At 67.7% G+C, this 13000-nt stretch carries 13 protein-coding genes and 1 pseudogene; 8 read left to right on the top strand and 6 right to left on the bottom strand.

Annotated elements, in window-relative coordinates; all coding sequences use genetic code 11:
• Positions 1–56 precede the first annotated feature (56 nt).
• Positions 57–1980 (top strand): annotated as a pseudogene (gene rpoD / locus AC52GN_RS01800) (RNA polymerase sigma factor RpoD).
• 89 nt (positions 1981–2069) lie between these two features.
• On the opposite strand, the gene AC52GN_RS01805 reads toward rpoD, so the two are convergent.
• Positions 2070–2558 carry an Lrp/AsnC family transcriptional regulator gene (locus AC52GN_RS01805; protein ID WP_312219289.1) on the bottom strand — a complete coding sequence of 163 codons (489 nt, stop codon included), beginning with the start codon at positions 2556–2558 and terminating at the stop codon, positions 2070–2072.
• 109 nt (positions 2559–2667) lie between these two features.
• Between AC52GN_RS01805 and AC52GN_RS01810 the strand changes: the two genes are divergently transcribed.
• On the top strand, positions 2668–3642 hold the full coding sequence (locus tag AC52GN_RS01810; protein WP_496527989.1) for a DMT family transporter: 975 nt from the start codon (positions 2668–2670) through the stop codon (positions 3640–3642).
• 45 nt (positions 3643–3687) lie between these two features.
• Here AC52GN_RS01810 and AC52GN_RS01815 read toward each other — a convergent pair whose 3' ends face one another.
• The 4 genes from AC52GN_RS01815 to AC52GN_RS01830 all read right to left on the bottom strand — a co-directional run bounded on the left by AC52GN_RS01815 (position 3688) and on the right by AC52GN_RS01830 (position 5589).
• Positions 3688–4041, bottom strand: coding sequence for a DUF1428 domain-containing protein (locus tag AC52GN_RS01815; protein ID WP_291779362.1), 354 nt, complete (start codon positions 4039–4041; stop codon positions 3688–3690).
• Between the two features lie 136 nt (positions 4042–4177).
• Entirely contained in the window at positions 4178–4669 is a 492-nt protein-coding gene (locus AC52GN_RS01820; RefSeq protein ID WP_496527990.1) for a VOC family protein, read from the bottom strand.
• On the bottom strand, positions 4666–5142 hold the full coding sequence (locus AC52GN_RS01825) for an SRPBCC family protein (RefSeq protein WP_338577977.1): 477 nt from the start codon (positions 5140–5142) through the stop codon (positions 4666–4668). The genes AC52GN_RS01820 and AC52GN_RS01825 overlap by 4 nt, the downstream gene beginning before the upstream one ends.
• A gap of 3 nt (positions 5143–5145) precedes the next feature.
• Complete coding sequence (locus AC52GN_RS01830; RefSeq protein ID WP_346484861.1) at positions 5146–5589, bottom strand: VOC family protein; 444 nt, start codon at positions 5587–5589, stop codon at positions 5146–5148.
• A gap of 93 nt (positions 5590–5682) precedes the next feature.
• Between AC52GN_RS01830 and AC52GN_RS01835 the strand changes: the two genes are divergently transcribed.
• From AC52GN_RS01835 to AC52GN_RS01845, 3 genes are all read left to right on the top strand, one after another.
• On the top strand, positions 5683–6372 hold the full coding sequence (locus tag AC52GN_RS01835) for a winged helix-turn-helix transcriptional regulator (protein ID WP_496527991.1): 690 nt from the start codon (positions 5683–5685) through the stop codon (positions 6370–6372).
• 311 nt (positions 6373–6683) lie between these two features.
• The gene (locus tag AC52GN_RS01840; RefSeq protein WP_496527992.1) at positions 6684–8681 is read left to right on the top strand and encodes a DEAD/DEAH box helicase; all 1998 of its coding nucleotides are present in this window, start codon (positions 6684–6686) and stop codon (positions 8679–8681) included.
• 174 nt (positions 8682–8855) lie between these two features.
• Entirely contained in the window at positions 8856–9176 is a 321-nt protein-coding gene (locus AC52GN_RS01845) for an Mpo1-like protein (RefSeq protein ID WP_496527993.1), read from the top strand.
• Positions 9177–9453: 277 nt separating this feature from the next.
• Here the strand turns inward: AC52GN_RS01845 and AC52GN_RS01850 are convergent, their stop codons facing one another.
• Positions 9454–10017: a 3D domain-containing protein gene (locus AC52GN_RS01850; protein WP_343828531.1), complete on the bottom strand. Its 564-nt coding sequence runs from the start codon at positions 10015–10017 to the stop codon at positions 9454–9456.
• A gap of 393 nt (positions 10018–10410) precedes the next feature.
• Between AC52GN_RS01850 and AC52GN_RS01855 the strand changes: the two genes are divergently transcribed.
• The 3 genes from AC52GN_RS01855 to AC52GN_RS01865 all read left to right on the top strand — a co-directional run bounded on the left by AC52GN_RS01855 (position 10411) and on the right by AC52GN_RS01865 (position 12895).
• Positions 10411–11442: a phospholipase C/P1 nuclease family protein gene (locus AC52GN_RS01855; RefSeq protein WP_496527994.1), complete on the top strand. Its 1032-nt coding sequence runs from the start codon at positions 10411–10413 to the stop codon at positions 11440–11442.
• A gap of 179 nt (positions 11443–11621) precedes the next feature.
• Positions 11622–12482 (top strand): RNA methyltransferase, encoded by an 861-nt coding sequence (locus AC52GN_RS01860; RefSeq protein WP_496527995.1) that lies wholly within the window; start codon positions 11622–11624, stop codon positions 12480–12482.
• 89 nt (positions 12483–12571) lie between these two features.
• On the top strand, positions 12572–12895 hold the full coding sequence (locus AC52GN_RS01865; RefSeq protein WP_496527996.1) for a YnfA family protein: 324 nt from the start codon (positions 12572–12574) through the stop codon (positions 12893–12895).
• The last annotated feature ends 105 nt before the right edge of the window (positions 12896–13000 follow it).

Raw genomic sequence — 13000 nt, forward strand, 5'->3', positions numbered from 1 at the left:
TTGTATTTTCGCCGCAGGGGCCTGATCACCCCCCGCCGGCCGTGGAGACAGACTGAATGAGCGCGCAGACCGAGACGCAGGACGCCGAAACCAACACCGACGGGCCCCTGCTCGATCTCACCGACGCCGGGGTGAAGAAATTCATCCGCCAGGCGAAGACGCGCGGCTATGTGACGATGGAGGAGCTGAACAAGGTCCTGCCGTCCGAGGAAGTCACGCCCGACCAGATCGAAGACATCCTGGCCATGCTGTCGGAGATGGGCGTCAACGTCGTCGAAGCCGAAGAGGACGCCGCCGAGGCGACCGGCACCGACGTGGCCGCCGCCGCCGAGACCTCGGTCGCCGAGACGCCCGCCAAGTCCGCCTATGACCGCACCGACGACCCCGTGCGGATGTATCTGCGCGAAATGGGCACGGTCGAACTGCTGAGCCGCGAGGGCGAGATCGCCATCGCCAAGCGCATTGAGGCCGGCCGCGACGCCATGATCTCGGGGCTGTGCGAAAGCGCCCTGACGTTCGAGGCCATCATGGTGTGGCGCGACGAACTGGCCAACAACCGCATCCTGCTGCGCGAAGTGATCGATCTGGACGCCACCTACGGCATCCTCAACCCTTCGTCCCTGCCGCATAACCAGCCCGCCCCGGCCCAGCCGACCGGCGAGCCGGACGGCGACGGCGAAGAGGACGACGACGAGGACTTCGACGACGGCGGCGCTATGTCGATCTCGGCGCTGGAAGCCGAGCTGCGCGACGGCGTCATGGAGGTTCTCGACGCGATCGCCTCGGACTTCGGCGAGTTCCGCAAGCTGCAGGACAAGCTGGTCGAGGCGCGCCTGAAGGGCGAGGTCCTGACCGCCAAGGACCAGAAGACCTATGAGGCCCTGTCGACGGCGATCTCGGATCGCCTGAAGACGATGAAGCTGAACAACGCCCGGATCGAGGCGCTGGTCGACCAGTTGTACGCCATCAACAAGCGTCTGATCGGTCAGGAAGGCCGGCTGCTGCGCCTGGCCGACGGCTACGGCATCTCGCGGCCCGAATTCCTCAAGGCCTATTTCGGCTCGGAGATGGACCCGACCTGGGCCGAACGCGTCAAGGAGATGGGCGTCCGCTGGACCAAGTTCAGCGAGAACGAGGCGACCCAGATCGCCGACATCCGCGCCCACATCGCCGCCGTCGCCACCGAGGCGGGCGTGCCGATCGACGACTATCGCCGCATCGTCCAGATGGTGCAGAAGGGCGAGCGCGAGGCCCGTCAGGCCAAGAAGGAAATGGTCGAGGCCAACCTGCGCCTGGTCATCTCCATCGCCAAGAAATACACCAACCGCGGCCTGCAGTTCCTGGACCTGATCCAGGAAGGCAACATCGGCCTGATGAAGGCGGTCGACAAGTTCGAGTACCGTCGCGGCTACAAGTTCTCGACCTACGCCACCTGGTGGATCTCGTCAGGCGATCACCCGCTCGATCGCCGACCAAGCGCGCACCATCCGCATTCCGGTGCACATGATCGAGACGATCAACAAGATCGTCCGCACCCAGCGCCAGATGCTTCACGAGATCGGCCGCGAGGCGACCCCGGAAGAGCTGGCCGAACGCCTGGCCATGCCGCTGGAGAAGGTCCGCAAGGTGCTGAAGATCGCCAAGGAGCCGATCAGCCTGGAGACCCCCATCGGCGACGAGGAAGACAGCCACCTGGGCGACTTCATCGAGGACAAGAACGCCGTCCTGCCGATCGACGCCGCCATCCAGAGCAATCTTCGTGAAACAACGACGCGAGTGCTAGCGTCGTTGACCCCGCGCGAGGAACGCGTGCTGCGGATGCGTTTCGGCATCGGCATGAACACCGACCACACCCTGGAAGAGGTCGGCCAGCAGTTCTCGGTCACGCGCGAACGCATCCGTCAGATCGAGGCCAAGGCCCTGCGCAAGCTGAAGCACCCGTCGCGGTCGCGGAAGCTGCGGAGCTTCCTGGACAGCTGATCGATCTGATCGTCCGAAGATGTGCGCCGGCGGGGTTTCGATCTCGCCGGCGTTTTTCGTTCTGGGGCGCTGCGCGCTGCGACGGGACTTCAGGGGATGATCAGCGAGGCGTCCGTCTTCACTCGGTCCAGGGCGATCAGGGAGCGGAAGCGGTTGATGCTGTCGTTCTCTTCGAACAGCCGCTTCGTCAGCGCCTCATAGGCCGCCATGTCGGTGGTGACGACGATCAGGATGAAGCTGGTGCCGCCGGTGACGTAGTAGCACTGCTGCACCTCGGGTTCGGCCAGGAAGCGGGCCTTGGCGTTCTGGACCGTCTCGGCCCGCTCGTCCTGCAGATAGACCTCGACGATGGAGGTGATGGTCAGGGGGATCGACTTCGGGTCCACCAGGGCGACGTTGCGGCGGATGACGCCGCTGGCCTCCATGGCCGCGATCCGTCGCTGAACGGCGGCGGCGGACAGATTGACGGCTTCGGCGATGGCGCGTTGCGGCGTCCGCGCGTCGCGCTGGACGATGCGCAGGATCGCGCGATCAAAGCTGTCCAGCGAGCGTTGTGGAGAAGCGGGTCGTGCGGCCATCAGCGGTCTTTTTTGCGCGAGTTTTTGTTGCGTTTGGGCCTGTGATCGAGAGGAAACGCCCCGTCCGCCCCTTGGTATAGCTCGCCGCCAAGCCAAGCGGGAACTGGAAATGACGGCGCAAATCATCGGGCAGGGTCGAAACAACCGGACGGCGCTCGGCGTCGCCTGCGGCATCGGCGCGGGCGCGCTGTGGGGGCTGGTCTTCCTGGCGCCCGAGCTGGCGCGGGACTTCAATCCCCTGCAACTGACGGTGGGACGCTACCTCGCCTATGGCCTGATCGCCTGGGCGTTGCTGGCGCCGCGGTGGAAGGCGGTGACGGCGCGGATCGGACGGCGCGACTGGCTGAACCTGTTCTGGCTCGCCCTTACCGGCAACACCCTCTACTACATCCTGCTGTCGGGGGCCGTGCAGACGGGCGGCATCGCCATGACCTCCCTGGTCATCGGCTTCCTGCCGGTGGCGGTGACCATCATCGGCAGCCGCGATCACGGCGCGGCGCCGCTGAAGCAGCTGCATCTGCCCTTGCTGCTCTGCATCGCCGGGGCGGTCTGCATCGGCTGGCAGGCCCTGGCGGCGCCGGCCGAGACCTCGCCCATGACACGATTTATCGGCTTCGCCTGCGCGGTCGGCGCCCTGGCCTCATGGACCTTTTTCGCGGTTCAGAACGCACGGCGGCTTCGCCAACTGGAGACGGTCTCCGCCCACGACTGGAATCTGCTGACCGGCGTCGTCACCGGGGCGCAAAGCCTGCTGCTTCTGCCGGTCGCCCTGTTGACCGCTTCGGGCGCGCAGCATGAGGCGGCGGACTGGATGAGGCTGGCGGGAGTCTCGGTCGGCGTGGCCGTGCTGGCCTCGATCGTCGGCAACAACCTGTGGAACCGGATGAGCCGGCTGCTGCCGCTGACCCTGGTCGGCCAGATGATCCTGTTCGAGACCCTGTTCGCCCTGATCTACGGCTTCGGCTGGGAGCGACGCCTGCCGACGGCGATGGAGGCGCTGGCCTTCGTTCTGGTGGCGCTCAGCGTCGCTGCCTGCCTGCGCGCCCACAAGGCGAAACCGGGCGTCGCGCATGGCGGCGCATAGGCGCAGACGTCGGGGCCGGTGCGCGACCGACCCCGGCGCGGTTTGTCAGCTGCGCTCGTCGAAGATGGTCTCGAAGCCGCCCCACATCATGCGCTTGCCGTCGAAGGGCATGTCCATGTTCGCCATGGCGGGGTCGTCCTGCATCTTGGCCCAGGCGTCGTCGGCGGTCTTCTTGTCGGGCCAGATCAGCCAGGAGAAGACGACGACCTCGCCGTCCTCCAGCTTCACCGCCATGGGAAAGCTGGTGACCTTGCCGTCGGGCACGTCGACGCCCCAGGTCTCGACATGGGCCAGGGCGCCGTAGCCCTTGAACAGCGGCCAGGCGACGCGGGCGGACTCGACGTAGCGGTCCTTGTTCTCGGCCTTCACGGGAGTCAGGAAGCCTGTGACGTAGCTCATCGTGGTTCTCCTTTGATGGACCCCTTTCGCTCGCCGCGGGGCGGCTCGCTGTTTGAGGGGCATGGGCGGATGGTCGGGGCGGGCGGGGTCGGCGTCTTGGTCGAAAGCGACAGGTCGGACGGCTTAGCCTTGCGGCCTACCCGATCCTGTCAGCAGCGGCCTCGATGGCGGCGATGTCGATCTTGTGCATCGTCATCATGGCCTCGAAGGCGGCCTTGGTGCGGGCGGGGTTGGGGTCGTCGTAGAAGGCCATCAGGCGGCGCGGGGTGATCTGCCAGTTCACGCCCCAGCGGTCCTTGCACCAGCCGCAGGCGCTTTCGGCCCCGCCGTTACCGACGATGGCGTCCCACAGGCGGTCGGTCTCGGCCTGATCGTCGGTCATGATCATGAACGACACGGCCTCGGTCTGGGGGAAGATCGGGCCGCCGTTCAGCCCGACGTAGCGCTGTCCGGCGAGGGTGAACTCGACCACCAGTTCGGACCCGGCCGGGCTGGACGGATTGTCGGCGGGGCTGGCGACGACGCGGTCGATGCGGCTGTCGGGCAGGCCGAGCGAGACGTAGAACTCGGCCGCCTTCTTCGCCTGGCCGAGGTCGTACCAGATACAGGGAATGATCTTGTCGCTCATGACGCGCTCTCCTGCGGGGTGAGGTTCTCGGCGACCTGGGCCAGCTGGTCGGCGGCGGCGCCCCAGCCGAGCTCGAAGCCCATGTCGCGGTGGGCCAGCATGGCCTTCTCGTCCCAGTGGCGGGCGCGGGCGGTGTAGCGCGTGCCGTCGCCCTCGGGCTCGAAGGTGTCGATGCGGACGAAGTTCATGTCGCCCGCCTGCGGGACCCAGCCCTCGACGAGGGCGCTGGTGGTGACCAGGCGGCGCTCCGGCTCCACCTCCAGCACCGCGCCGCGATATTCATGCCTCTCGCCCTCGGGCGACTGCATGACTATGTCGGCGCGGCCGCCGGGGCGCAGGTCGTAGTCGACCGAGACCGTCGTCCACGGCCGGGGGGTGAACCATTCGGTCCCGTGTCGGGTCCAGGCCCGCCACACCGTCTCGGGCGGGGCCTTGATGAAGCGGCTGACGCTGAGTTCGTAGAGGTCGCTCATGACTCAGCCCCCGCCGACCTGGGAGGCGAAGGCTTCCGGCCCCTGGGCGGCGGCTTCCGGGTCCATCCACATGATCTCCCAGATGTGGCCGTCGGGGTCGGCGTAGCTGCGGCCGTACATGAAGCCGTAGTCCTGTTTGGCGCTGGGGTCGGCCTGGCCGCCGCCCTTGGCCGCGCGATCGACGACGGCGTCGACGCCTTCCTTGCTGTCCTCCGACACGCAGATCAGCACCTGGGCCGTCTTGTGGGCGTCGGGGATGGCGCGGTCGGTGAAGGTGGCCCACTTCTCATGCGTCAGCAGCATGGCGTGGATGGTGTCGGAAAAGACCATGCAGGCCGCCGTCTCGTCCGAGAACATCGGGTTCTTCTTCGCCCCCACCGCCTCATAGAAGGCGACGGAGCGCGCCAGGTCGGCGACCGGCAGGTTGATGAAGATCAGCTTGGGCATCGGCGGTGGTCCTCCCTTGCGCGGCCCTCCCTCCCTGGACGGCCTGCTCTATGATGTTGGTCGTTCTGCGCCTTGATGTTATGTTAGTCAACCATGAAGTTAGAAAAAGTAACCACTAAGTCCGAATCCCGATCCCGGCGCTATCACGACGCCTGCGGCGCGGCGCACGGGCTGGACCTGGTGGGCGAGCGTTGGGCCTTGCTGGTCATCAGAGAACTCATGATGGGGCCGCGCCGTTTCAGCGACCTGCGAAAAGACCTGTGCGGCCTGTCGGCCAATGTGCTGACTCAACGCCTGGAGGGGCTGGAGGCTTCGGGCGTCGTCCGCCGCCGCAAGCTGCCGCCGCCCGCCTCGGTCCAGGTCTATGAGTTGACCGACTGGGGCTATGAGATCGAGCCGGTGTTCATGGTGCTGGGCCGCTGGGCCGCGCGCTCGCCCCAGCACGACCCGACGCTGCCGATCAGCGCCGTCTCCATCATGCTGTCGTTCAAGACCATGTTCGATCCCGCGCGGACCGGGGGCGCCGCCATGCGGCTGGGCTTCGCCGTGGGCGAGGACCGGATGGTCGTCAGCGTGGCCGACGGCGTCATCGACGCCGTGCGCGGCGAGGTCGAGGCCTGCGACGTCGTGGTGCGCGCCCCGGCCCAGGCGATCGCGGGCGCCGTTTACGGCAAGGTCCCGCTGGTGGCGCTGGAAGGGGAGGGGGCCATGACGATCGAGGGCGATCGGGCGGTGTTCGAGCGGTTCGTCGACTTCTTCCATCTGCCGGACAAGGCGGGGTGAGGCTTTCCCCATTGGCCGTCATCCTCGGGCTTGACCCGAGGATCCAGCCGCGCCGACCTCTCCACCGTCGCCCCGCGTCTCAAACGCCCAGGTTGCTGGATCCTCGGGTCAAGCCCGAGGATGACGGAAGGGAGGGCGGGACGGGGTGAAGCGGCGCGCGCGAAGGGGGTGTCGGCGAACGCCGGGCGATTTCGCCCCACCGCGGCCCTTATTCGTGTATAGGGAGCGCCTTTCCCGACGCCCGGCAGGCTGCGACGCCTCGCCGGGCGCGGCCGTTTAACGGTCGCCTCATCTGAATTTCCAGGCCCTTCATGCCCTTTCCCGCGATCCATCCCGCGCTTGACCGCGCCTTGCTGAACAAGGGCTATCTTGAGCCCACGCCGGTCCAGGCGGCCGTGCTGGAAGGCCATGGCGAGGCGGATCTGCTGGTCTCGGCCCAGACCGGATCGGGCAAGACGGTGGCCTTCGGCCTGGCGGCGGCGCCGACCCTGCTGGGCGAGGCCGAGCAGTTCGGCCAGCCGGACACGCCGCTGATGCTGGCCATCGCCCCGACGCGCGAGCTGGCGCTGCAGGTCGCGGCCGAGCTGCAATGGCTCTACGCCGAGGCGGGGGCCAAGATCGTCACCTGCGTCGGCGGCATGGACGCCCGCAAGGAGGCGCGCGCGCTGAACTTCGGCGCCCACGTCGTGGTCGGCACGCCGGGCCGTCTGAAGGACCACATCGATCGCGGGGCGCTGGACCTGTCGGCCGCCCGCGTCGTCGTGCTGGATGAAGCCGACGAAATGCTGGACATGGGCTTCCGCGAGGATCTGGAATACATCCTCGACCAGGCGCCGGAAGAGCGCCGCACCCTGCTGTTCTCGGCCACCATCGCCCGCGACATCGCGATCATGGCCAAGCGCTATCAGAAGGACGCGGTGCGCATCGACACCGTCGACCGCAGCCAGCCGCACAACGACATCGAATACCGCGCCCTGCGGATCGCGCCGAACGAGATCGAGCGCGCCGTGGTCAACGTCCTGCGCTATTTCGAGGCGCCGGGGGTGCTGGTGTTCTGCTCGACGCGGGATTCCGTGCGTCATCTGCAGGCCTCGCTGGTCGAGCGAGGCTTCGCCTCGGTGGCTCTGTCGGGCGAGATGGGCCAGCGCGAGCGCAATGAGGCGCTTCAGGCCCTGCGCGATCGCCGCGCCCGCGTCTGCGTCGCCACCGACGTGGCCGCGCGCGGTCTGGACCTGCCCGATCTGGGGCTGGTGATCCACGCCGAACTGCCGATCAACAAGGCGACCATGCTGCACCGCTCGGGCCGCACCGGGCGGGCGGGCAAGAAGGGGATTTCGGTCCTGCTGGTCCCGCACAGCCGTCGCCGCAAGGCCGAGATGCTGCTGGGCTCGGCCGGGGTCGAGGCCGTCTGGTCCGGCGCTCCGACCGCCGAGGAGATCCGCGCTCAGGACGAGCAGCGCCTGCTGGCCGCCCCCGTCTTCGCCGAGGAAGGCGCGGACGAGGATGCGGGCCTGATCGCGACGCTGGTCAAGGAGCGCACGCCGGACGATCTGGCCCGCGCCCTGCTGGTGCTGCTGCGCAAGGACCTGCCGGCGCCGGAAGACCTGACCGATCCGGGCGAAGGCCCGCAGCGCCGTCAGCGCAAGGATCGGGACGCGGCGGGCGGCGACGACTACGCCCCCGCGCCGTGGCCGGGCGACCGCCTGCAGCCGGACGAAGTGACCTGGTTCCGTCTGGACATCGGCCGCAACCGCAACGCCGATCCCAAATGGCTGATCCCGCTGATCTGCCGCATCGGCGGCATCACCAAGCAGCAGATCGGCTCGATCCGCACCTTCCCCGAAGAGACGCGCTTCGAGGTCGCCCTGACCCACGCCGACGCCTTCCGCGCGGCGGCGGCCCAGAGCAAGGAAGAGGCGAGGATCACCCCGTCCGAGGCGCCGACGCCCGGTTCGATGAAGGGCGCCCGCAACCGCAAGTTCGAGAAGGACGGCGAGGCTCGCCCCTACGCCAAGAAGCCTTTCCGTCGCGACGAGGACGGTCAGGCCCGCCCGCCGTTCAAGAAGAAGCCGTGGAGCCCTGAGGGCGACGCAGGCCGCAGCGCCGATGGCGAGCGTCCCTTCAAGAAGAAGCCCTATGCGCCCCGCACCGATGCGGCGCCGGGCGAGGGCGGCTTCAACAAGAAGCCGGGCTTCAAGGACAAGGGCGACAAGAAGCCCTTCACGCCCAAGGCGGGCTTCAAGGGCAAGCCCGACTTCAAGGCGGGCGGCAAGCCGTTCGCCAAGGGGCCGAAGAGCAAGCGGGCTTAAACACCCGCTCATCCCCGCGGAGGCGGGGACCCAGCAAGAGCGACACGCTCATCGTTCAGAACGGCTATCCGCGCGCTTTCGGCCAAAGCACTGGGTCCCCGCCTCCGCGGGGATGAGCGGTGCGGCCGGGGCGAGCGACTTGCTCCCGGCGCGATCCGGGGGCAGGCTGGGGTCATGAGCATCGAGCAACCCCAAGGGCGGTACGCCTCGTTCGAGGCCTTCTACCCCTATTACATCCATGAGCATTCCAACCGGACGTGCCGCCGCATCCATGTGGTCGGGACGGGGCTGGTGATCGCGGCCTTTCTGGCGTTTTGCTTCACCCTGAACGCCTGGTGGCTGCTGGCCATGCCTGTGGTCGGCTACGGCTTCGCCTGGGTGGGGCATTTCTTCTTCGAGAAGAACCGGCCCGCGACGTTCAAATATCCGCTGTGGAGTCTGATGGGCGACTTCCGCCTGTTTTTCGAGACGGTCAGCGGCAAGCGGAAGTTCTGAGGCCGTCAGCAGCTTCGGACTATACGCGGACATTCCTCCATTATTCGCCGTCATCCTCGGGCTTGACCCGAGGATCCAGCAACCTGCGCGTTTAAGGCGCGGGGCGAGGGAAGAAGCGTCGGCGTGGCTGGATCCTCGGGTCAAGCCCGAGGATGACGGCATAAGGAATGGGGTGAGTGCGTCGGCGCAGGGTGGAGCTGCGCGACGGGCGGCGCGCAACGAAAAAGGGCGGCCGGTTCGATCCGGCCGCCCTTTTTTGTCGTCAGGCTGAAAGGCCTCAGTTCGAGGCCGTCTCCCACGCCGGGGGGCAGCCGTCGAAATCGCCCGCGTCGGCGATGGTCAGGGTCTTCATGTTCAGGCTCATGGCGGGGCGCATCGAGGCGCGGCCATGGCCGGTGTAGAGGTCGATCTTGGCGCCCTTGATCGCGCCGCCGGTGTCCGAGGCGTACCAGTAGCCGTCGTGGACCGTGCCGTCGGCCATGCGCAGGCCGACCGTCTCGCGGATGAACAGCTTGGTGCGGCGTGGGATGACGCGCGGGTCGACCGCGACCGTGCGCATCGGAATCGGGCGGCAGCCCAGGGAATCGTTGCCGGTCGCCCCGCCGCCGCCGGCGTGATAGAGGCGGGCCGAGGCGCGCCAGTCGGGATCGCCGGCCATCAGCTCAAGCTGTTCGGCCGACAGGTCCGCCGTTTCGGCGGAATCGATGGAACCGGGGGCCGTCGCGGCGGCTTCTACGATGGCGGCGTCGCGGGCGACGGCCGTTTCGTAAGGGACAGGCTCTCCGGACCCGGAGAAGGCCATGGTCCACAGCATGGCAAGCGCGGCGGCCGTGCTCAACATCGATCAAACTCGTGGAAGCACCGGTCCCAACACGCGCCGGCGGCGAGTTTCTGACGGCCAATTGCGGCGCAATTGCGGCAAATGAGATCAGTCGCTGTATCGGTAATGGATGAGGCGCGAATGGGGCCAGTCTATCGCCGGTCTGTGTCGGCTCGGGTAGACTATATATGTAAAATATTCGACCTATTTCATTTCTATACTTCTGCGCTGGCCTTGATCGTTAATGACTTGATCATCGGCGCTAACACTTTATTGGCAAGAAAAGCTGGCGAACTAGCCAAGATAACGGGTGCGTGATCGGCGTTCTTCCCGGCGAAGGCGGCGGGTGGAGGCGCGCGCGGGAATGCGATAAGCGGTCGTTTCTCCTTCTGAAATTTCCGACGGCGCCGTCTCATGAACCGACAAGTCAAACGACTGATGATTTCCGCCGCCGCCCTGATGCTGGTCGCGGCGCCCGCCGTCCAGGTCGAGGCCTGGGGCAGTTCGGGCCACCGGGTGATCGGCGTGGCGGCGATGCGCCACCTGCCGGGCGATCTGCCCGCCTTCCTGCGCACGGCCGGGGCCGCCGCCGACGTCGGCGAATATTCGCGCGAGCCCGATCGCTGGAAGGGCGCGGGCCAGCCGCATGACCGCGAGCGCGACACCGCCCACTTCGTCGACATGGACGATGAGGGCCGGGTGATGGATGCGCGCGGCATGACCATGGCCGACCTGCCGCGCCTGAAGTCGGAATACGACGCCGCCCTGATCCGCGCGGGTCTGGACGTGGATAAGGCGGGATACCTGCCCTACGCCATCATGGACGCCTGGCAGAATCTGGAGCGCGACTTCGCCTATTGGCGCGTGCTGACGGCGGCCGAGGCGCGCGAGCCGGACCTGGGCAAGCAGGCCTGGTATCGCGCCGACCGCGAACGCCGCGAGCAGTTGATCCTGCGCGACATCGGCGTGCTGAGCCACTTCGTCGGCGACGCGTCCCAGCCGCACCACACGACCATCCACTTCAACGGCTGGGCGGGCGAGACCAACCCCGAGGGCTTCACCAAGTCGCGCCGCACCCACGGCGATTTCGAAGGCGCCTTCACCAGCCGGACCCTGCGTCTGGATGCGGTCGAGGCGGCCATGGCGCCGCCGAACGTCGAGGGCTTCGACCTGCGCGCCCGCACCGCCTCGCACCTGAACGCCACCCTGACGACGGTGATCCCCTTCTATCGGATGGAGAAGGCGGGAGCGTTCAAGGACGCGGACCCGCGCGGCGCCGTCTTCGTCAACGAGCGGCTGGCGGCCGGGGCCTCGGAGCTGCGCGACTTCGTGTCGGCCGCGTGGCGCGTGTCGGCGAACAGCAGCATCGGCTGGCCGGCGGTGAAGGTCGCCGAGGTCGAGGCGGGCCGCGTCGACCCGTGGACCTCCATGGTCGGCGAGGACTGATTCTTCCTTCTCCCCTTGCGGGAGAAGGTGGGCCCGAAGGGCTCGGATGAGGGGTTTCTCTGACCGGGGCCAAAGCCGCGTGATTAGAAAGGTCGCGAGACCCCTCATCCGTCAGCCCTCGGGACAAGCCCGAGGACTGCCACCTTCTCCCGCAAGGGGAGAAGGATTAAAGAGCGCCCATGACTGAACTCACCCCTCCCGTCGTCGTCCTCGACAAGTCGCAGATGGCCGACAACATCGGCGCGGTCGCCCGCGTCATGGCCAATTTCGGCCTGTCGGAACTGCGGCTGGTCAGCCCGCGCGACGGCTGGCCCCAGGACCGCGCCTGGGCCACGGCGTCCGGCGCCGACTGGGTGCTGGACGGGGTGAGGGTGTTCGACAGCGTGGCCGAGGCCGTCGCCGATCTGCACACCGTCTTCGCCACCACCGCCCGTCCGCGCGAGACGCGCCAGCCGGTGCGCACCCCGCGCGAGAGCGTGCGCATCCTGTATGACGACACGGCCTCGGGGCTGAAGACCGGCCTGCTGTTCGGCGGCGAGCGGGCCGGGCTGGAGACGACCGACATCGCCCTGTGCGCCGGGATCACCACCATCCCGATCGACCCCAGGCACCATTCGCTGAACCTGGCCCAGGCGGTGGCGATCAACGCCTATGAATGGCGCACCCTGATCCTGGACGCCCCGCCGCCGCGCTTCCGCGAGGGCGAGCCGCCCGCGTCGAACGACCTGCTGCTGGGCATGTACGAGCATCTGGAGGCGGAGCTGGACAACGGCGGCTTCTTCTATCCGCCCGAGAAGAAGCGCTCGATGAGCCAGAACCTGCGCGTCATGCTGGGCCGCGCCGCCTTCACCGAGCAGGAGGTCGCCACCATGCGCGGCGCCATCCATGCCCTGGCCAAGGGGCGAGGCCGGGTGCTGGCCAAGCTGGCGGCCGAGCGGGCTGAGGCGGCGAAGAAGGGGGGTAGGGCGGTCTTTTCCACCCGCTCATCCCGGCGGACGCCGGGACCCAGTGAGAGCGCCAGTCTCAAGCATTACCCTTAGCCGCTGCGCTTTGAAGCCAAAGCACTGGGTCCCGGCGTCCGCCGGGATGAGCGGGGATAGAGCGCGCAGCCCGTTTCTGAAGGAACCGCATGAAACTCGCCCTCGTCTACCCCCTGGCCGCCCTCGCCGAGATCGGCGGCTGTTTCGCCTTCTGGGCCTGGTTGAAGCTGGATCGCTCGCCGTGGTGGCTGGCGCCGGGCGTGCTCAGTCTGATCGCCTTCGCGTGGCTGCTGACCATGGTTCCGGCCGAGACGGCGGGGCGGGCGTTCGCGGCCTATGGCGGGGTCTATATTGTGGCGTCGCTGGCGTGGATGGCGCTGGTCGAGAAGACGACGCCGGACCGCTGGGACGTCATCGGCGGCGCGGTCTGCCTGATCGGCGCGGCGATCATCCTGTTCGGGCCGAGGGGGTAGGGCGTTTCCCTCCTTTCGTCATCCTCGGGCTTGTCCCGAGGATCCATATCCTCGAGGTTTGCCGGTTCGAGCGTCGGCGTCTGCGCCTGCCATGGCGGCGGTTAT

The organism is Brevundimonas sp. SS2672, assembly GCF_059579685.1.